The sequence below is a fragment of the Streptomyces griseocarneus genome (assembly GCF_014655595.1).
In the GTDB taxonomy this organism is placed as follows: domain Bacteria; phylum Actinomycetota; class Actinomycetes; order Streptomycetales; family Streptomycetaceae; genus Streptomyces; species Streptomyces griseocarneus.
In genome coordinates this window covers 134,247-152,597 of record NZ_BNBL01000007.1, presented here as the reverse complement: position 1 = coordinate 152,597, position 18,351 = coordinate 134,247, and the positions used below count along the sequence as shown (strand labels likewise).

General features: G+C 71.8%; 15 protein-coding genes and 1 tRNA gene. 9 read left to right on the top strand and 7 right to left on the bottom strand.

The features are described 5' to 3' along the window. Positions 1–105 precede the first annotated feature (105 nt). Complete coding sequence (locus IE295_RS19310; protein ID WP_190064945.1) at positions 106–870, bottom strand: IclR family transcriptional regulator; 765 nt, start codon at positions 868–870, stop codon at positions 106–108. 300 nt (positions 871–1,170) lie between these two features. Here IE295_RS19310 and metH point away from each other — a divergent pair, with 300 nt between their 5' ends. The 4 genes from metH to IE295_RS19290 all read left to right on the top strand — a co-directional run bounded on the left by metH (position 1,171) and on the right by IE295_RS19290 (position 7,018). Next, positions 1,171–4,677 carry a methionine synthase gene (gene metH, locus IE295_RS19305; protein WP_190064944.1) on the top strand — a complete coding sequence of 1,169 codons (3,507 nt, stop codon included), beginning with the start codon at positions 1,171–1,173 and terminating at the stop codon, positions 4,675–4,677. Between the two features lie 137 nt (positions 4,678–4,814). Continuing rightward, the gene (locus IE295_RS19300) at positions 4,815–5,168 is read left to right on the top strand and encodes a peptidase inhibitor family I36 protein (RefSeq protein WP_190064943.1); all 354 of its coding nucleotides are present in this window, start codon (positions 4,815–4,817) and stop codon (positions 5,166–5,168) included. A 216-nt stretch (positions 5,169–5,384) separates the two neighbouring features. Next, entirely contained in the window at positions 5,385–6,461 is a 1,077-nt protein-coding gene (locus tag IE295_RS19295; protein ID WP_190064942.1) for a S1 family peptidase, read from the top strand. A gap of 83 nt (positions 6,462–6,544) precedes the next feature. Next, positions 6,545–7,018, top strand: coding sequence for a nuclear transport factor 2 family protein (locus tag IE295_RS19290; RefSeq protein ID WP_190064941.1), 474 nt, complete (start codon positions 6,545–6,547; stop codon positions 7,016–7,018). A 17-nt stretch (positions 7,019–7,035) separates the two neighbouring features. Here IE295_RS19290 and IE295_RS19285 read toward each other — a convergent pair whose 3' ends face one another. The 5 genes from IE295_RS19285 to IE295_RS19265 all read right to left on the bottom strand — a co-directional run bounded on the left by IE295_RS19285 (position 7,036) and on the right by IE295_RS19265 (position 13,123). After that, on the bottom strand, positions 7,036–9,294 hold the full coding sequence (locus IE295_RS19285) for a TIM-barrel domain-containing protein (RefSeq protein ID WP_505016467.1): 2,259 nt from the start codon (positions 9,292–9,294) through the stop codon (positions 7,036–7,038). A gap of 177 nt (positions 9,295–9,471) precedes the next feature. After that, positions 9,472–10,701 (bottom strand): cysteine--1-D-myo-inosityl 2-amino-2-deoxy-alpha-D-glucopyranoside ligase, encoded by a 1,230-nt coding sequence (gene mshC / locus IE295_RS19280; protein ID WP_190064939.1) that lies wholly within the window; start codon positions 10,699–10,701, stop codon positions 9,472–9,474. Positions 10,702–10,880: 179 nt separating this feature from the next. Continuing rightward, on the bottom strand, positions 10,881–11,777 hold the full coding sequence (locus IE295_RS19275; protein WP_190064938.1) for an SCO1664 family protein: 897 nt from the start codon (positions 11,775–11,777) through the stop codon (positions 10,881–10,883). After that, positions 11,741–12,331, bottom strand: coding sequence for a DUF3090 domain-containing protein (locus tag IE295_RS19270; protein WP_190064937.1), 591 nt, complete (start codon positions 12,329–12,331; stop codon positions 11,741–11,743). The genes IE295_RS19275 and IE295_RS19270 overlap by 37 nt, the downstream gene beginning before the upstream one ends. 93 nt (positions 12,332–12,424) lie before the next feature. After that, entirely contained in the window at positions 12,425–13,123 is a 699-nt protein-coding gene (locus IE295_RS19265; RefSeq protein ID WP_190064936.1) for a histidine phosphatase family protein, read from the bottom strand. A 71-nt stretch (positions 13,124–13,194) separates the two neighbouring features. Here IE295_RS19265 and IE295_RS19260 point away from each other — a divergent pair, with 71 nt between their 5' ends. Then, on the top strand, positions 13,195–14,187 hold the full coding sequence (locus IE295_RS19260) for a magnesium and cobalt transport protein CorA (protein ID WP_190064935.1): 993 nt from the start codon (positions 13,195–13,197) through the stop codon (positions 14,185–14,187). Between the two features lie 212 nt (positions 14,188–14,399). After that, positions 14,400–15,245, top strand: coding sequence for a hypothetical protein (locus IE295_RS19255; protein ID WP_190064934.1), 846 nt, complete (start codon positions 14,400–14,402; stop codon positions 15,243–15,245). Positions 15,246–15,259: 14 nt separating this feature from the next. Here IE295_RS19255 and IE295_RS19250 read toward each other — a convergent pair. Then, positions 15,260–15,347, bottom strand: a tRNA-Leu gene (locus tag IE295_RS19250). Positions 15,348–15,577: 230 nt separating this feature from the next. On the opposite strand from IE295_RS19250, the gene IE295_RS19245 reads away from it, so the two are divergent. The 3 genes from IE295_RS19245 (at position 15,578) to IE295_RS34285 (ending at position 18,299) form a co-directional block, all read left to right on the top strand. Beyond that, positions 15,578–16,906, top strand: coding sequence for a M20/M25/M40 family metallo-hydrolase (locus IE295_RS19245; RefSeq protein ID WP_190064933.1), 1,329 nt, complete (start codon positions 15,578–15,580; stop codon positions 16,904–16,906). 153 nt (positions 16,907–17,059) lie between these two features. Then, on the top strand, positions 17,060–17,293 hold the full coding sequence (locus tag IE295_RS19240; protein WP_190064932.1) for a chaplin: 234 nt from the start codon (positions 17,060–17,062) through the stop codon (positions 17,291–17,293). 163 nt (positions 17,294–17,456) lie between these two features. Beyond that, positions 17,457–18,299, top strand: coding sequence for a chaplin (locus IE295_RS34285; protein WP_190064931.1), 843 nt, complete (start codon positions 17,457–17,459; stop codon positions 18,297–18,299). Positions 18,300–18,351: the final 52 nt, after the last annotated feature.

The following is an 18,351-nucleotide window of genomic DNA, read 5'->3' as shown; positions in this document are numbered from 1 at the left end:
GGTAACGAGGCGGTCTCGAGGGGCCCTCGAAGGGCCCCTGGATGCCCGCGACCCGGGATTCCGGCCGGGCCCATCGGGGCATCCGGCGGCCCCCGGGGCCGGGGGTCAGAAGCGCCCGGCGCCCAGGTCGCGGGAGACGGCACGCGCGCAGTCGCGTACGGCCGCGACCAGCCGGGCCCGCAGCTCGCCGTCCTCGCACACGCGCTCCACGGCGCCGGTGATGCCGACCGCGCCCACCGGCATCCGCCGCCGGTCGTGGATGGGCGCCGCCACGGAGGCCACGCCCGCCCAGGTCTCCTCCACGTCCGCGGCCCAGCCGCGGGCCCGGGTGAGATCGAGCACGCCCTCGAGGTCGGGCAGGGCGGTGACGGTGGTGGGGGTGAACGCCTGGCGGTCGGATTCGGCCACCTCGGCGTGCGCCACCGGGTCGTAGGCGCACAGCACCTTGCCCAGGGCGGTGGAGTGCAGCGGCTGCATCGCGCCGACCTCCAGCACCTGCCGGCTGTCGTCCGGCCGGAAGACGTGGTGGATGATCAGCACGCCCTGTTGGTGGAGCACGCCCAGATAGACGCTCTCGCCGCTGGAGCGGGCCAGGTCGTCCGCCCACACCAGGGCCCGGGCCCGCAGCTCGTGCACGTCCAGGTAGCTGTTGCCCAGCCGCAGCAGCTCGGCCCCCAGCTGGTAGCGGCCGGACGCGGGGTCCTGCTCGACGAACCCCTCCTGCTGCAGCGTCCGCAGGATGCCGTGCGCGGTTCCCTTGGCGAGCCCCAGCGCGGAGGCCACGTCGGACAGGCCGAGCCGCCGCTCGCCGCCCGCGAGCAGCCGCAGCATCGCCGCAGCCCGTTCGAGCGACTGGATGGTCCGTGCCATCGAGCAACCTCCTTACACGCCGCCGTCCGGCTGTATCCGTTTGTATCCGTTCGGCAATGCTGAACACTATCGGCCGATGCCGACCAGGGGGTACCCGACAGCAGGCTTGTCCATGATCGCTGAGACCCGCCTCCCGGCCCAATCCGGCCACCCCGGCCCGACCGCCGCCCGCCGGCCCCCGCCGGTCCGCCCCCTGGGACGCCCCCTGCCCGCGCGGCGCGCTACGGCTACGCTTGCGGCGTGCGCCCTCTGCAGGGAGGGCGTAAAGCCGACAGCCGTCGCACACCCGGGAGCACATCCATGGCCTCGCGTACGCCATCGACCCTTCTGCCCGCCCGAGCCGCGCAACTGCGCGAGGCCCTCGCCACCCGAGTGGTGGTGGCCGACGGGGCGATGGGCACGATGCTTCAGGCGCAGGACCCCAGCCTCGAGGACTTCCAGCAGCTCGAGGGCTGCAACGAGATCCTGAACGTCACCCGCCCCGACATCGTGCGCTCGGTGCACGAGGCCTACTTCGCGGTCGGCGTCGACTGCGTGGAGACCAACACCTTCGGCGCCAACTTCTCCGCCCTGGGCGAGTACGAGATCTCCGAACGCATCTTCGAGCTATCCGAGGCCGGCGCCCGCATCGCCCGCGAGGTGGCGGACGAGTTCGCCGCCGGCGACGGCCGCACCCGCTGGGTCCTGGGCTCGGTGGGCCCCGGTACCAAGCTTCCCACCCTCGGCCACACCTCGTACGGGACGCTGCGCGACGCCTACCAGCAGAACGTGGAGGGCCTCGTCGCCGGCGGCGCCGACGCGATCCTGGTGGAGACGACCCAGGACCTGCTGCAGACCAAGGCCTCCGTCGTCGGCGCCCGGCGCGCCATGACCGCGGCCGGCGTGGACCTGCCGCTGCTGGTCCAGGTGACGGTCGAGACGACCGGCACCATGCTGCTGGGCTCCGAGATCGGCGCGGCGCTCACCGCGCTGGAGCCGCTGGGCATCGACATGATCGGCCTCAACTGCGCCACCGGCCCCGCCGAGATGAGCGAGCACCTGCGCTACCTCTCGCGCCACGCCCGCACCCGCGTCTCCGCCATGCCCAACGCCGGCCTGCCCGTGCTGGGCAAGAACGGCGCGCACTACCCGCTCTCTCCCGCCGAGCTGGCGGACGCCCACGAGACGTTCGTCAGGGAGTACGGGCTGTCCCTGGTCGGCGGCTGCTGCGGCACCACGCCGGAGCACCTGCGGCAGGTCGTGGAGCGGGTGCGGGACCTGACCCCGACCGAGCGCGCGCCGCGCCCGGAGCCGGGGGCGGCCTCGCTCTACCAGACCGTGCCCTTCCGGCAGGACACCTCCTACCTGGCCATCGGCGAGCGGACGAACGCCAACGGCTCGAAGAAGTTCCGCGAGGCCATGCTCGCGGGCCGCTGGGACGACTGCGTGGAGATGGCCCGCGACCAGATCCGCGAGGGCGCGCACCTGCTCGACCTGTGCGTGGACTACGTCGGCCGGGACGGCGTCGCCGACATGGCCGAGATCGCCGGCCGCTTCGCCACCGCCTCCACGCTCCCCATCGTGCTGGACTCCACCGAGCCCGCCGTCATCCGGGCGGGACTGGAGAAGCTGGGCGGCCGGGCCGTGATCAACTCCGTCAACTACGAGGACGGCGACGGACCCGACTCGCGCTTCGCCCGCATCACCCGGCTGGCGGTGGAGCACGGCGCCGCGCTGATCGCCCTGACCATCGACGAGGACGGGCAGGCCCGTACGCCCGAGCACAAGGTGGCCGTGGCCGAGCGGCTGATCGCCGACCTCACCGGGAACTGGGGCGTGCGGGAGTGCGACATCATCGTCGACTGCCTCACCTTCACCATCGCCACCGGCCAGGAGGAGTCCCGGCGCGACGGCATCGCCACCATCGAGGCCATCCGCGAGCTCAAGCGCCGCCACCCCGACGTCCAGACCACGCTGGGCCTGTCGAACATCTCCTTCGGCCTCAACCCGGCCGCGCGCATGGTGCTCAACTCCGTCTTCCTCAACGAGTGCGTCGAGGCGGGCCTGGACTCGGCCATCGTGCACGCCAGCAAGATCCTGCCGATCGCCCGGCTGGAGGAGGAGCAGCGCGAGGTCGCCCTCGACCTGATCTACGACCGCCGCCGTGAGGGATACGACCCGCTGCAGCGGTTCCTTGAGCTGTTCGAGGGCGTGGACACCAAGTCCATGAAGGCCGGCAAGGCCGAGGAGCTGGCGGCCCTGCCGCTGGAGGAGCGGCTGCGCCGGCGCATCATCGACGGCGAGAAGAACGGCCTCGAGGCCGACCTCGACGAGGCGCTGACCGAACGCCCGGCGCTCGACATCGTCAACGACACCCTGCTGGAGGGCATGAAGGTCGTCGGCGAGCTCTTCGGCTCCGGCCAGATGCAGCTGCCGTTCGTGCTGCAGTCGGCCGAGGTGATGAAGAGCGCGGTCGCCTACCTCGAGCCGCACATGGAGAAGTCCGATGCCGAGGGCAAGGGCACGATCGTGCTCGCCACCGTGCGCGGCGACGTCCACGACATCGGCAAGAACCTCGTCGACATCATCCTGTCCAACAACGGCTACAACGTCGTCAACCTGGGCATCAAGCAGCCGGTCTCGGCCATCCTCGAGGCCGCCGAGGAGCACCGGGCCGACGTCATCGGCATGTCCGGCCTGCTGGTGAAGTCCACCGTCATCATGAAGGAGAACCTGGAGGAGCTGAACCAGCGCAAGCTGGCGGCCACCTACCCGGTGATCCTCGGCGGTGCGGCGCTGACCCGGGCGTACGTCGAGCAGGACCTCCACGAGATCTACGAGGGCGAGGTGCGCTACGCCCGCGACGCGTTCGAGGGCCTGCGCCTGATGGACGCGCTGATCGCCGTCAAGCGGGGGGTGCCGGGCGCGGCCCTGCCGGAGCTCAAGCAGCGGCGGGTGGCGAAGCGGGACGTGGCCGTCCTGGAGGTCGAGGAGCCGGAGGGCGCCGTCCGCTCGGACGTCGCCGTGGACAACCGCGTCCCCGAACCCCCCTTCTGGGGCACGCGCGTCGTCAAGGGCATTCCGCTCAAGGATTACGCGTCCTGGCTGGACGAGGGCGCGCTGTTCAAGGGCCAGTGGGGCCTGAAGCAGGCCCGCACGACCGGCCCGACGTACGAGGAGCTGGCCGAGACCGAGGGCCGGCCGCGCCTTCGCGGCCTGCTGGACAAGCTCCACACGGAGAACCTGCTGGAGGCCGCCGTCGTCTACGGCTACTTCCCGTGCGTGAGCAAGGGCGACGACCTCATCCTCCTGCACGAGGACGGCACCGAGCGCACCCGCTTCACCTTCCCGCGCCAGCGGCGCGGGCGCCGGCTGTGCCTCGCGGACTACTTCCGCCCGGAGGAATCGGGCGAGACGGACGTGGTCGGCCTGCAGGTCGTCACGGTCGGCTCGAGGATCGGCGAGGCGACGGCGAAGCTCTTCGCGGCGGACGCCTACCGCGACTACCTGGAGCTGCACGGCCTGTCCGTCCAGCTGGCCGAGGCCCTCGCCGAGTACTGGCACGCGCGCGTGCGGGCCGAGCTCGGCTTCGGCGCGGAGGACCCGGACGACGTCGAGGGCATGTTCGCCCTGAAGTACCGCGGCGCCCGCTTCTCCCTCGGCTACGGCGCCTGCCCCAACCTGGAGGACCGCGCGAAGATAGCGGACCTCCTGGAGCCGGAGCGCATCGGCGTGCAGCTCTCGGAGGAGTTCCAGCTCCACCCGGAGCAGTCCACGGACGCGATCGTGATCCACCACCCGGAGGCGAAGTACTTCAACGCGCGGTAGCGCGCGGCGGAGCCCCGGAGCCGTTTCCCGCATCCGATCGGAGGATTGCGGGTGTTGCCCCCGTTTGCCGGCGATGTCCGCGGGAAAGGCCACCGCCTGGCGGTGGCCCCATCGCCGGAAACGAGGGAGGAACGGCCATGAGGCGTGCGTTGAGGAAAGCGGTGATGCTCGCGGTCGCCACCGCGTCCGTGGGAACGGCGGCCCTGCTGCCGGCGTCCACGGCACAGGCCCGGGTGCCGGCGCGAGCGCCGATCTGCCCGCCGGTGGTCGGCCTGTGCACCTGGTCGGAGCCCAGCGCGGGAGGCCGCCCGAGAATGCTCGAACACGCCGAGCCCCGCCTCCTCCCGCCCATCCGCAGCGCCAAGAACCAGACCAGCCTGGCCTGGTGCCTCTACCCCCGCCCCTCCTACGCCGGCCGGGCCGTCATCGTCCACCCGGGCTCCTACACCCCGGGCCTCGGCCTGGAGGCCCGGTCGGCGCGGCCCTGCTGATCCGACGCGGGCGCCCGGTCTCGCGGGGGCGGGATGGGTGCGCGCCTCACCACTCTTGTGTGCGCCCCGGGGGCGCCCCCTAGCTTGAGCGTCGCTACACAGCGCACCCATCCGCTTACTTCACGTAATCGGATGGGTGCGCTCTCATCGTGCCCTCCGGGGCCGCCGGCCCGTCGAGGGCCGGGGGCCCCGCCATCCGCAGGAGGACAGTCGATCATGCAGCGCTCGATCTCCCGGTTCACGGCAATCGCCCTCACCGGCCTGGCGGCCCTGACCCTCACGGCCGGTCTCACCCTGCCCAGCGCCGCCGCGGGCCCGGCCCGGGCGGCGGACCCGCGCGAGCTCTCCGGCGAGGAGGCCAGAACGCTGTCCGCGAGCCTCGCCACCGAGCTCAAGGCGGGGGCGGCGGGGTCGTACTACGACGCCGCCACGAAGAAGCTCGTCGTGAACGTGGTCGACGAGGCCGGGGCCGCGACGGTGCGCAACGCGGGGGCCGAGCCCAGGATGGTGAAGTACACCACCGCGCAGCTCGACGCGGCCGGCACCGCGCTGCGGGAGAAGGTCAACACGCCGGGCACGGCCTGGGCGATGGACCCGAGGATCAACAAGATCGTCGTCACCGCCGACCGCACCGTGAACACCACCCAGTTCGGCAACCTCAGCACGACGGCCGACACCTTCGGCGACAAGGTCGAGACCCGCCACACCGACACGCGGTTCACGACGTTCATCCGGGGCGGCGACGCCATCTACAGCGGCGGTGCCCGCTGTTCGCTCGGCTTCAACGTGCTCGGCGGCGACGGCACCCCGTACTTCCTGACCGCCGGGCACTGCACGAACGGCCGGGCCGTGTGGACCGACGCGGCCGGCCGGGAGATCGGGCGCACGGCCGGCAGCAGCTTCCCCGGCGACGACTACGGGATCGTGAAGTACAACCCCGGCATCGAGCACCCCAGCGAGGTGAACCTCTACAACGGCTCGGCGCAGTTCGTCTCCCGGGCCGCGGACGCCTTCGTGGGCGAGGCCGTGCAGCGCAGCGGCAGCACCACCGGGCTGCACGGGGGCACCGTCACGGCCCTCAACGCCACCGTCCAGTACCCGCAGGGCACGGTCTCCGGCCTGATCCAGACCAACGTCTGCGCCGAGCCCGGCGACAGCGGCGGCCCCCTCTTCGACGGCGGCACGGCCATCGGCCTGACCTCGGGCGGCAACGGCGACTGCACCTCGGGCGGCACGACGTACTTCCAGCCGGTGACCGAGCCGCTGTCCGTGTACGGAGTCCGCATCGGCTGACCGTCCCGCCGGCCGCACCCCCGGACCCTTCCCCAGGGCCCGGGGGTTGACCTCAACCATTCCTGAGGTCGCACGATGTGATCATGGAACCGCAGCAGAAGAACTCCGCACCCGAGACCTCCGCACTCCGCGCCCTCACCGACCGCGCCGGCATCGAGCGCCTCGTCACGGACTACCTCCGCTCGCTCGACGAGCGGGCCTTCGGCGACGACTGGGCCCGCTCCTTCTTCACCGAGGACGCGTCCACGCGGACGCCGGTGGGCACGCACGAAGGCGCCGAGGCCCAGCTGACCTCCACCCGCGACGCCATGGCGCTCTTCGAGCGCACCGTCCACTTCGGTTCGAACATCGCCGTCGACCTCCACGGCGACCGCGCCACCGTCCGCTGGAACCAGCTCAGCACCCACGTGCTCGGTGCCCCCGAGCGCCTCTTCGAGTCCGGTGGCCACGTCGAGGCCGAAGCGGTCCGCACTCCCGACGGCTGGCGCCTGCGCCGGATGGCCCTGCACATCGTCTGGACCAAGGGCGAGCCGCCGGTGCTCCCCCGCCGGCCCTGAGGCGCGGCCGGCCGGGATCACCCCGCCCGCAGCGCCAGCGTCAGCCCCCGGTCCGTCGGCCGGACGCCCGTCTTGGCCCGCACCACGCCGCCCCGGTCGGCGGCGTCGTACCACCAGCCCTCGTCGGCCGCATCGAAGGCCTCCTTCGAGTCGAGCCTCGGCAGGGGCCGCCCGTCCAGGGTGGCGGCGGCCGGGGCCGTGGCGGTGTGGACCGTGAAGTGGTTCGGGCGGGCCGTCTGCTTGCCCCGGTAGTCGCCGGTCAGGGGGCTCAGGGACAGCGTCACGTCGCCCGGACCGGCGGTCGCGGGCGCCCGGACCGTCAGTTTCTGCTCCGCGAAGGCGCCCGAGCGGTGGGCGCGGGTGACGCCGTCGTCCTCGTACAGGGTGAACGACGAAGTGCCCTGCGGGTAGACGTCCCACGCCACCGGGGAGCCGGCCGTGCGGTCCTCGTGGGAGCGGATGCCGGGCCACATCGGGATGTTCGCACCGGCCTTGACGAACAGCGGCAGCGTGTCCAGCGGTGCGCGGTAGCCGTTCACGGTGGTCGGGCCCTCGTACGTACGGCCCGTCCAGTAGTCGGTCCAGGTGCCCTTGGGAAGGTAGATGCCGTTGCGGACGTCGGTGTCCTCGTGGACGGGCGCCACGAGGAAGTACTCACCCGTCAGGAACTCGTACTTCGCCGCGTCCGACGACGCCTTGGGATCGTCCGGGTACTCCAGCGCCAGCGGGCGCACCGGCCCGACGCCCGTGCGGGTCGCCTGGGCCGCGTAGGAGTACATGTACGGCAGCAGCGACTCCTTCAGCTTCAGGTACTTGCGGTTGATCGAGGTGTACGGCTCGCCGTACCGCCACGGCTGCTTGTCGCTCGGCGCCCAGCCGTCCATGGTCATCACGGCCGGCAGGAAGGCCTTCCACTGCAGGTCGCGCACGTACGTCTTCGGGCTGCCGCCGAAGATGCCGTCCACGTCGCCCGTCGTGTAGGCCAGGCCCGACATCGTGGCGCCCGCGTACGTCGGGATCTGCCAGCGGATGTACTCCCACGAGCCCTTCTGGTCGCCGGACCACTGCACTCCGCAGCGCTGGGCGCCGGACCAGCTCTCGGGGGCCCAGGTGAAGCCGCGGGCGTCGCTGTTGTCCTCGATGCCCTTGTAGGCGTCCTTGCAGCCGTCGAGGGCGAACTTGTAGCCGTCGCCGACCCAGGCGACGTCCAGCTTGGCGACCCGCTGGCCGGCCCTCACCTGCTCGCCGAGCCTGTCGAGGCCGTCCTCGGTCCACAGGCCCATCTTCATCTTGCGGTCGCCGAGCCCCTTGTTCACCTCGCCCAGGTTCTCGTAGCCGCAGCCGTAGCCGTCGTTGACGAGCATCCAGCCGAGCGGCAGGTCGTTGGCCACGTAGCCGTCGGCGACCTTCAGGGCGTCCAGCGTGCGCCGCTCGCCACGGTTCTTGTTGTGGAGGTAGCAGTCCGAGTCGCCGATCTCCAGGCCGTAGAGCGGTGGCAGGAAGGGACGCCCGGTCAGGCGCGTGTACTGGCCTATGACGTCCTTCGCCGACGTGCCGGCGAAGTAGTACGCGTCGAAGCGCCGCTCCCGCGCGCTCGCCGTCACGGGGTCGGCGAAGGCGTACGTATTGGGCGCGTAGGTGTTGCGGTAGACGCCGTATCCCGCCGACGACAGGTAGAAGGGCACCGAGTTCGGGTGCCCTCCGTCGTTCCAGTTGTAGTCCACCCCGACCTCGACCGTCTTGCCGCGGTGCGAGGTGTTGCCGCGCCCGTTCTGCATCCCGGCGCCGAAGAACTGCTCGTCCGTGCCGCGCGCGAGGGTCTGGGTGGTGCGGTCCGCGTTCCAGGTCAGGCCCTTGGTCTCGGCCCACAGCCGGGATCCGTCGGCGCGGTGGAGGGCGAAGCGCAGCGGGCTCTTGTACGCGCGGAGGGTGACCGCCGCCGTGCTCAGCTCGTAGCGGTCGCCCCGCTCGCGCCAGCGGGTCGCCGGGGGCGGCCCCTGGCGCTGGGTGATGTCCTTGCCGGTGGGGTCGGTGAACTCGCCGTCCGGCGCGAGCTCCAGGCGGAACGAGTCCACCGTCACGAAGCTGACCCGCACCGCCGCCCTGCCCGCCCGGAGGTGGAAGACGGGCCCGGCCGTCGCGAAGCCGGTGACGTCGCCCACGGTCTCCTCGGCGGCGACGGCCTGTGCTCCGCGCACCGGGCCGGCCATGGTCGCCACCACTGCCAGGAGAGCGGTGGCGACCACCGCTCTCAGCCGTCGTGTTCGCTGTCGCATGCTCATGACCGCGTGAATAGTGCACTGGGCGTGTACACGACCATGGACTGCCGCACCGGGCCCGTGGACTTATCTCAAACGAACGGGGCGCTCCCCGCGGAATCCCGCGGGGAGCGCCCCCTCAACCACTCGGGCGGGAGCCGCACGGCTCCCTTGCCCACGCCCTTGCCGAGCGCCTTACAGCGCCACGCCCAGCAGCGCGTCCACCGCGCGGGAGACCAGGCCCGGCGCGCCCTCGTCCGTACCGCCCGTGGCGGCCTGCGCCGCTGCCCAGCGGTCGACCGCGGCGAGCGCGGCCGGGGCGTCGAGGTCGTCGGCGAGGGCCTCGCGGATCTCCTCGACGAGCGCGTCGGCGGAGGGGCCGTCGGGGCGGGAGACGGCGGCACGCCAGCGGTCCAGGCGCTCCACGGCCTCGGCCAGCACGGCGTCCGTCCACTCCCAGTCGGCGCGGTAGTGGTGGGCCAGCAGCGTGAGCCGGATGGCGGCCGGGTCCACGCCGTCGCGGCGCAGCTTGGAGACGAAGACGAGGTTGCCCTTCGACTTCGACATCTTCTCGCCGTGGAGGGCGACCATGCCGGCGTGCACGTAGGTCTTGGCGAAGGGGTTCTCGCCGGTGAGCGCCTGGGCGTGCGAGGCGCCCATCTCGTGGTGCGGGAAGATCAGGTCCGAGCCGCCGCCCTGGACGTCGAAGCCCATGCCGAGGTGCTCGAGGGCGATGGCGACGCACTCGATGTGCCAGCCGGGGCGGCCGGGACCGAGGGAGGCGCCGTCCCAGCTGGGTTCGCCCGGGCGGGCGGCCATCCACAGCATGGGGTCGACGGGGTTCTTCTTGCCGGGGCGCTCCGGGTCGCCGCCGCGCTCGGCGGACAGCAGGCGCATCGCCTCGGCGTCGAGGTGGGAGACGCCGCCGAAGGAGGGGTCGGAGGCGACGGAGAAGTAGATGTCCCCGTCGAGTTCGTAGGCGGCACCGGCGTCGCGCAGCCGCTCCACCAGGGGGACGATCTTGGGTATCGACTCCACGGCACCCACGTAGTGGCGGGGCGGGAGCAGGCGCAGGGCGGTCATGTCCTCGCGGAAGAGGGCCGTCTCGCGCTCGGCGAGGGCGGTCCAGTCGTCCCCGTTGGCGATGGCCCGCTCCAGCAGCGGGTCGTCGATGTCGGTGACGTTCTGGACGTAGTGAACCTGCCGCTTGGTGTCGAGCCACACGCGCTGCACCAGGTCGAACGCGTTGTAGGTCGCCGCGTGCCCCATGTGGGTGGCGTCGTACGGCGTGATGCCGCACACGTAGAGACGGGCGACGGGACCGGGGGCGAGGGTCACTCGCTCACCGGTCGCGGTGTCGTGGATCCGGAGGTCGCGGCCACTGCCGGGCAGGGCGGGCACCTCAGAAGCGGGCCAGGCATGCATGCCCCGAGCGTAACCGGATGCACGTTCCGGATACGAACCGGACCGCCCTCTTGGCCGAAGAGGCCCTCTTGCGCACACGCTGTCCAGTGTGCTGCGGAAACGGTTCCACGGCCGCATGGCGCCCGCTCCAGCCCGCGCCAGCCCACTCCACGCGCCCGCACACCGCCGCGGGGCAAGCCCTAGACCGGCGGCCAGGGGATCGCCGGCCACTGACCACTGGGCTCTCGGTGGCGCCCGGTGCGCAGGAGGTCGGCCACCCGCGCCCTGAGCGCATCGATCTCGGCCGGGGTGATGAGCTCCGCCAGCCGGGCGGCCAGCGGGCGGTCCTCGGCCAGATCGGCCGAAAGTCGCCGTAGGGCCGCCAGGGCCTCCTCGGTCAGCGGCTCGCCCGCCCAGCCCCACAGCAGCGTGCGCAGCTTGTCGTCCGCGTTGAAGGTCACACCGTGGTCGATGGCGTAGAGCCGCCCGTCGGCGGCGGGCAGCAGGTGGCCGCCCTTGCGGTCACCGTTGTTGATCACGGCGTCGAGGACGGCCAGCCGGCGCAGCCGCTCGTCGTCGGCGTGGACGAGCAGCGCGGTGCGGTTCTCCCCCACGTCGGCGTAGCCGACGGCCTTCCAGCCGGGGCCGGGCTCGTCGCCCTCGACCAGGGCCAGCAGCCGGTCCTGCCCGGCTCCTTCCCCGGAGGCCTCGTCGGTTTCCTCGGAGGCCCCGTCGGTCTCGTCGGCCTCGCCGGCATCGCTCGCCTCACTGGCCTCGATCCACAGCTGGCACATCCCCGGCCCGTACGGCCCGTCGCGCAGCACCGTGGGCGGTACCAGGCCCCAGCCCATGGCCTCGGAGAGCTCGTAGGCCGCCACCTCGCGCTGGGCGAGGGTGCCGTCGGGGAAGTCCCACAGCGGCCGCTCCCCCGCGACCGGCTTGTACACGCAGGCGGCGCTCACGCCCTCGTACTCGACCGTGCAGTAGAGCACCGCGTTGGACGCCTCGCGGATCTGCCCACGCACCGTCAGCTCGCCCTCGGCCAGCAGCTCGTGCGGGCTCAGGCTCCGCGGCGGTATCCGTTCTGGCGCGGACATACGTGTCCCTCCGGGTCGAGCGGCAGGCTGCACAGCGGGCACGGGGGCCGGCCGGCGTTGACGACTTCCAGGGCGCGCTTGGCGAAGGCCCGGGCCATGGTTCCGGTCAGCCGCACCCGCAGCATCGGCGGGCCGTTCAGCTCGTCCTGCAGCAACCGTTCCTCGGCCTCGGCGAGGTCCTCGTCGGTGTCCGCCTCCAGCTCGACCAGGGCCTGGGCCTCGACCACCATGCGCTGGCCGTCGCCGTCCCAGGCCAGCGCCATGGTGCCGACCCGGAACTCCTCCTCGACGGGAGTCTCCAGGGGGGCGGTGTCGGTGAACTCGACGGGGGCCACGGCGGGCACCGGGGCACTGCCCCCGGTGCGCCGGACCACCTCGTCCAGCAGCTCGTCGATGCGCTCGGCGAGCGCCTCGACCTGGGCCTTCTCCAGGGCGACGCTGGTGGTCCGGCCGCCGGCGGTGGCCTGGAGGAAGAAAGTGCGGCGGCCCGGCAGCCCGACCGTACCGGCGACGAAGCGGTCCGGCGGGTCAAAGAGGAACACCTGACGGGACAACGTCCTGCTCCATTGGGTTCGGTGGTCGGAAGTGACTGTTCCGGGTGCGGGATCAGGGGCGGTCCCGCGTCACCACCCTACTGCGCCGGTCGATCACGGGGCCCCCGCGCCGCCGCCCACGGCCGCGTCCTCGCTGTGGCCCTCCTCACGGGCCGCCTCGGCCGGGGCGAGCCCGGCGAGGTCGCCGGTGTCGCCGAGGCGCAGCAGGAACGGCCGCAGCCGGGTGTAGCGGACGGCGGTGACCGAGCACGGGTCGGCGGTGATCCGCTGGAAGTGGTCGAGGTGCAGGCCGAGGGCGTCGGCGACGACGGCCTTGACGACGTCGCCGTGCGTGCACATCAGATAGACGGCGTTCTCTCCGTGCTCCCGCTCGATCCGCTCGTTCCACTCCCGTACGGCGTCCACGGCGCGGGCCTGCACGGCGCGCAGCGACTCGCCGCCGGGGAAGGCGGCGGCGGAGGGGTGGCGCTGGACCGTCTCCCACAGCGGCTCGTCGGCGAGCTCGGCGAGCTTGCGGCCCGACCAGTCGCCGTAGTGGCACTCGCCGATGCGGTCGTCGGTGTGCGAGGGCAGCTCCGGCCGGGCGGCGAGCAGCGGTGCGACGGTCTCGCGGCAGCGCCGCAGCGGGCTGGTGACCACGGCGGCCAGCGGGACGCCGGCCAGCCGGGCCGGCAGGGCCGCGGCCTGCGCGGTGCCGCGTTCGTCCAGGGCCACGCCGGGAGTCCAGCCGGCGAGCACTCCCGCGGTGTTGGCGGTGGACCGGCCGTGCCGGACCAGGATCAGCGTGGGCATGGCAGCCAGCCTACGACGCCCGCGGCGGGCCGGGACGGCTGTGACGAGTACGTCCTGTGCGACAGGGAAGAATGCCCCGCGTGATCGTGGACTGCGCCATTTACCGGGACGGGCATCGCACCGAGGGGCCCGCCGACTTCTCCGACGCGCTGGACGAGGCGCGGGCGGCCGGCGACGCCTTCGTGTGGATCGGGCTGCACGAGCCCACCGAGAAGGAGTTCGAGCTGGTGGCGAGCGAGTTCGCGCTGCACCCGCTGGCCGTGGAGGACGCGCTCAACGCGCACCAGCGGCCGAAGCTGGAGGTGTACGACGACTCGCTGTTCGTGGTGCTCAAGCCGGTGGTCTACGACGACGACGCGGACACCGTCACCACCGGCGAGCTGATGCTGTTCGTCGGCGACTCCTTCGTGGTCACCGTCCGGCACGGCGAGGGCAGCCCGCTGGCCAGCGTGCGCCGGCGCCTGGAGCAGGACCCGGAGCTGCTGGCGCACGGGCCGACGGCGGTGCTCTACGCGGTGAGCGACGAGGTCGTCGACCACTACATCGAGGTGTCGGGCATGCTGCAGGCGGACCTGGACGACCTGGAGGCGGAGGTGTTCGCCCCGGTGGGCGGCGACACCCGGCACACGGCGTCGCGCATCTACTCCTTCAAGCGCCAGGTGGTGGAGTTCCGCCGGGCCACCGGCCCGCTGACCGAACCGGTGGTGCGGCTGGCGGGGGCGGGCCTGCCGTTCGTCGACGAGCGCGCCCGGCCGTTCTTCCGCGACGTGGGCGACCACCTGACCCGCGCCAACGAGTCCATCGACGGCCTGGACCGCCTGCTGACGGACATCCTCTCCGCCCACCTCGCGCAGATGGGCGTCCAGCAGAACGACGACATGCGCAAGATCTCCGCGTGGGCGGCGATGGCGGCGGTCCCGACGATGGTCGCCGGGGTGTACGGGATGAACTTCGACCACATGCCCGAGCTGCGCCAGGCCTGGGGCTATCCGGCCGTGCTGGTGCTGATGGCGGGGCTCGTCTTCTGGCTGCACCGCCTCTTCAAGCGGCGCGGCTGGCTGTAGCCCGGGGCCCGGGCGAACGAAGGAACGGGCCGAGCCGAGCGGGAAACCGGTTGCGGGAGTGAGCCGCCGTGACCAGGAACAAAACCGGTCGTTTTTCTGAATTGCCGGGAATTTCTCCGTATTCCTCTCGACGAATGGGGCTCACCGTGCGTTCTGCGCGTCCTCGCATCCGATGGAATGCCGTTGTCGCCGGTGTCACCTCGGCCGGCCTCGTGGGCCTGCTCCACACTCCGGCCTTCCCCGCGTCCCACGACCGCCGCGAGATCTCCGACTGCCTGGGCAAGGAGGACGGCTACGACCACGGGCCCCTGCTGAACAACAAGGAATGGGCGCGGGCCGAGAACCGCCGTCTGGGATACGGCAGGTACGCGACGTGCCGTTTCGTCATCACGCACCAGTCCAGGTACGTGGACTTCGGCCAAAGAGCCGTGTCGGACACCTACGGCGCCTGCGCCGGACCCGCGTGGAGTGTCGAGCTGCTGGTCAACGAATCCGTGGCCAGGTCGAAGGCGAAGTCGCGGGAGAGGGAGAGGATCAGAAAGCGGGAGCGGTCGATCGAAAAGGACGTCTCGGGGCTGATCTCGGCGGCCATCGCGGGCGTGCTGGACATCAGCCTCGGCCGCGACGTCACCGTGAGTCACCTGGAAGGCGAGGAGCACGGACAGCGGCAGGGTGAGACCACGGAGTGGAGCGACAGCAGAACCGACGAGAAGAAGAGCATCGTCAGCATCCCCGAGGGAAGGAAGGTGTACCTCCAGTCCGCTCCGTGGCTTCGGAGGAGCTCCGGCTACCTGGAGATGAGCTACTGGGAGGGTGAGTCCGGCGACCGCAGCAGGGTCGTGAGGAAAATCGACCTGACGACCCACACCCCGGTCCTGAGGGCGGACAAGAAGCCGCGCATAGACTATCAGACCCGGTGGATGGAGTGCCCCAAGAAGAAGGAGTGTCTCAAGAAGAAGGCGGACTCCCCGGCCCCATCGCCGGACGCGTCGAGCGCATCGCCGGATGCGTCGAAGCAGTCGGTGAAGGCATCCGGAAAACAGAAAAACCCCAGGTGAACTGGGGTTTCTGCTGGTGTCCGAGGGGGGACTTGAACCCCCACGCCCGATAAAGGGCACTAGCACCTCAAGCTAGCGCGTCTGCCATTCCGCCACCCGGACAAGGTGTCTGTCGTTCGCGGTGTTCCCCGCGGCGACATGGAAAACAATAGCAAACATCCAGGGGTGCTCGATCACCTGGCCGGACCGCGGGCGGACGTGATCGTTGCGGGCGTGTGTCGGCGGCATCGCGGCCTTGGGCTGGGGGAACGGCCGGGTGGAGGATGACGGTGGACACCCGCCGGAGGCCGCTCGCACGCGCGCCGGCCGGCGGCCGATGACGAGGAGGCAGCGTGAGCGAGTCGAAGCCGGCCACCGCCGGCCCGGGCGCCGAGGACGAGGTCGTCGACCTCTGCCGCGACCTGATCCGGATCGACACCAGCAACTACGGCGACCACTCCGGGCCGGGCGAGCGCCTGGCCGCGGAGTACGTGGCCGAGAAGCTCGCCGAGGTGGGGCTCGAGCCGCAGATCATCGAGTCGCACAAGGGCCGGGCCTCGACCGTGGCGCGGATAGAGGGCGCGGACCCCTCCCGCCCGGCCCTGCTCATCCACGGGCACACCGACGTGGTGCCCGCCGACGCCGACGACTGGACCCACCACCCCTTCGCGGGCGAGATCGCGGACGGGTGCCTGTGGGGGCGCGGCGCGGTCGACATGAAGGACATGGACGCGATGACGCTCGCGGTGGTCCGCGACCGGCTGCGTTCGGGCCGCAAGCCGCCGCGCGACATCGTGCTGGCCTTCCTCGCCGACGAGGAGGCGGGCGGCACGTACGGCGCCCGTCATCTGGTCGACAAGCACCCCGGCCTCTTCGAGGGGGTGACCGAGGCCATCGGCGAGGTGGGCGGCTTCTCGTTCACCGTCAACGAGAACCTGCGGCTCTACCTCATCGAGACCGCCCAGAAGGGCATGCACTGGATGCGGCTCACCGTGGACGGCACGGCGGGCCACGGCTCGATGACCAACAAGGACAACGCCATCACGGAGCTGTGCGAGGCGGTCGCCCGGCTGGGCCGGCACGAGTTCCCGGTGCGGGTGACCAAGACCGTGCGGTCCTTCCTGGACGAGCTCTCGGACGCGCTCGGCACCCCGCTCGACCCCGAGGACATGGAGGCGACCCTCGCCAAGCTCGGCGGCATCGCCAAGATGATCGGCACCACGCTGCGCAACACCGCGGCCCCCACGATGCTCGGCGCGGGCTACAAGGTCAACGTCATCCCGGGGCAGGCCACGGCGCACGTGGACGGCCGGTTCCTGCCGGGGTACGAGGAGGAGTTCCTCGCCGATCTGGACCGCATCCTGGGGCCCCGGGTCAGGCGGGAGGACGTCCACGCGGACAAGGCCCTGGAGACGAGCTTCGACGGCGACCTGGTGGACGCCATGCAGTCGGCGCTCCGGGCCGAGGACCCGATCGCGCGGGCGGTGCCGTACATGCTCTCCGGCGGCACCGACGCCAAGTCCTTCGATGACCTGGGCATCCGCTGCTTCGGCTTCGCGCCGCTGAAGCTGCCGCCCGAGCTGGACTTCGCGGGAATGTTCCACGGCGTCGACGAGCGGGTGCCGGTCGATGGTCTGAAATTCGGTGCGCGCGTGCTCGATCGATTCCTGGACCAGTGCTGAGCCGGGTCCCGAACGGGCGTCAGGCTGCACACATTTGGCGTTTCCTTAACCGGAAAGAGTGAACGCCGGAGTGGTTACGTAGCCCCATTCCCTCCTCGTCGTTACAGGTGTGCGGTCCGCGGCTGGGACCGCATTGCCAACAAGGAGGAAACAATGCTCAAGAAGGTCGTCGCTGCTGCGGCTGCCACCAGTGGTCTCGTTCTCGCGGGCGCGGGCATCGCCGCCGCCAGCGGGGGTGCTCAGGCCGCTGCTGTGAACAGCCCCGGCGTCGTCTCGGGCAACGTCGTCCAGGTCCCGGTGGCTGTGCCGGTGAACCTGTGTGGCAACACGATCAACGTCGTCGGGCTGCTCAACCCCAGCGCGGGCAACGTCTGCGTCAACAAGTGACGTTGTGTCTCATCCCGTGAAGGATTGAAACCGGGTGGCTCCGGGGCACATGCCATGTGCACCGGAGCCACCCGGCTTTCGACCCGGAGCTTTCCGCGCACGGGCGCAGTACAACGCCCTTGCGCATTCCGCATGGCAAGAAGCAGCAGAGGGGCAAGACGAAATGCGACAGGTCACCAAGAAGGGCCTGATCACGGCAGCGGCGGCAAGTGGGGTCATCGCGGCGGTCACCGGCGGATACGCCCAGGCGGACTCGGGCGCCCGGGGTGCCGCCACGCACTCCCCCGGCGTCGCGTCCGGGAACACCGTCCAGGTTCCCGTCCACGTGCCGGTGAACGCCTGCGGCAACACCGTGAACGTGGTCGGGCTGCTCAACCCCGCGACGGGCAACCGTTGCGTCAACGGCGGCGGCCACGGCCACGACGGCCACAAGGGCGGCGCGCTGGCGAACGGCCGGACCACCGGCTCGCCCGGTGTGCTCTCCGGCAACACCGCGCAGGTCCCGGTGAGCATCCCGGTCAACGCGTGCGGCAACAGCGTCAACGTCGTCGGCATCGGCAACCCGGCCACCGGCAACCAGTGCGCCAACGACGGCCACGCCCACCCGGGCGGCCACGGCCACGACCACGGGCACGACCAGGGCCACAAGCCGCCGCACGGCGACAAGCCCGGTCACCCGGGCGGCCACGAGCACAAGCCCGGCGGCCACCACGGCAAGCCCGGCGAGGTGAAGCCCGGCCACAAGCCGGCCGACCACCACGGCCAGCCGGCCGGTCACCCGGGCGCGCCCGGCGACCACCAGGCCAAGCCGGCCATGGAGGTCAAGGACGCGCACATGGCTCCGGCGGCGGCCGGCTCCGAGCACCGCCCGGCGACGGTGGCCCAGCAGGCCGCCGAGCTCGCGCACACCGGCGCGGGCCAGCTCGGCGCGGCCGGCGCGGCCAGCGCGGGCCTGCTGCTCGGCGGTGCCATGCTCTACCGCCGTGCGCGCGGCGCCCAGGGCTGAGGACGGCAGGGGCTGCCCGGCCTGAAGGACGGGCAGCCGGCCCGAGGACACA

Bases quoted from the DNA above. Each gene is read 5' to 3' on its own strand.
- IE295_RS19310 (WP_190064945.1), bottom strand. From the start codon at position 870: ATGGCACGGACCATCCAGTCGCTCGAACGGGCTGCGGCGATGCTGCGG.
- metH (WP_190064944.1), top strand. From the start codon at position 1,171: ATGGCCTCGCGTACGCCATCGACCCTTCTGCCCGCCCGAGCCGCGCAA.
- IE295_RS19300 (WP_190064943.1), top strand. From the start codon at position 4,815: ATGAGGCGTGCGTTGAGGAAAGCGGTGATGCTCGCGGTCGCCACCGCG.
- IE295_RS19295 (WP_190064942.1), top strand. From the start codon at position 5,385: ATGCAGCGCTCGATCTCCCGGTTCACGGCAATCGCCCTCACCGGCCTG.
- IE295_RS19290 (WP_190064941.1), top strand. From the start codon at position 6,545: ATGGAACCGCAGCAGAAGAACTCCGCACCCGAGACCTCCGCACTCCGC.
- IE295_RS19285 (WP_505016467.1), bottom strand. From the start codon at position 9,294: ATGCGACAGCGAACACGACGGCTGAGAGCGGTGGTCGCCACCGCTCTC.
- mshC (WP_190064939.1), bottom strand. From the start codon at position 10,701: ATGCATGCCTGGCCCGCTTCTGAGGTGCCCGCCCTGCCCGGCAGTGGC.
- IE295_RS19275 (WP_190064938.1), bottom strand. From the start codon at position 11,777: ATGTCCGCGCCAGAACGGATACCGCCGCGGAGCCTGAGCCCGCACGAG.
- IE295_RS19265 (WP_190064936.1), bottom strand. From the start codon at position 13,123: ATGCCCACGCTGATCCTGGTCCGGCACGGCCGGTCCACCGCCAACACC.
- IE295_RS19260 (WP_190064935.1), top strand. From the start codon at position 13,195: ATGCCCCGCGTGATCGTGGACTGCGCCATTTACCGGGACGGGCATCGC.
- IE295_RS19240 (WP_190064932.1), top strand. From the start codon at position 17,060: ATGCTCAAGAAGGTCGTCGCTGCTGCGGCTGCCACCAGTGGTCTCGTT.
- IE295_RS34285 (WP_190064931.1), top strand. From the start codon at position 17,457: ATGCGACAGGTCACCAAGAAGGGCCTGATCACGGCAGCGGCGGCAAGT.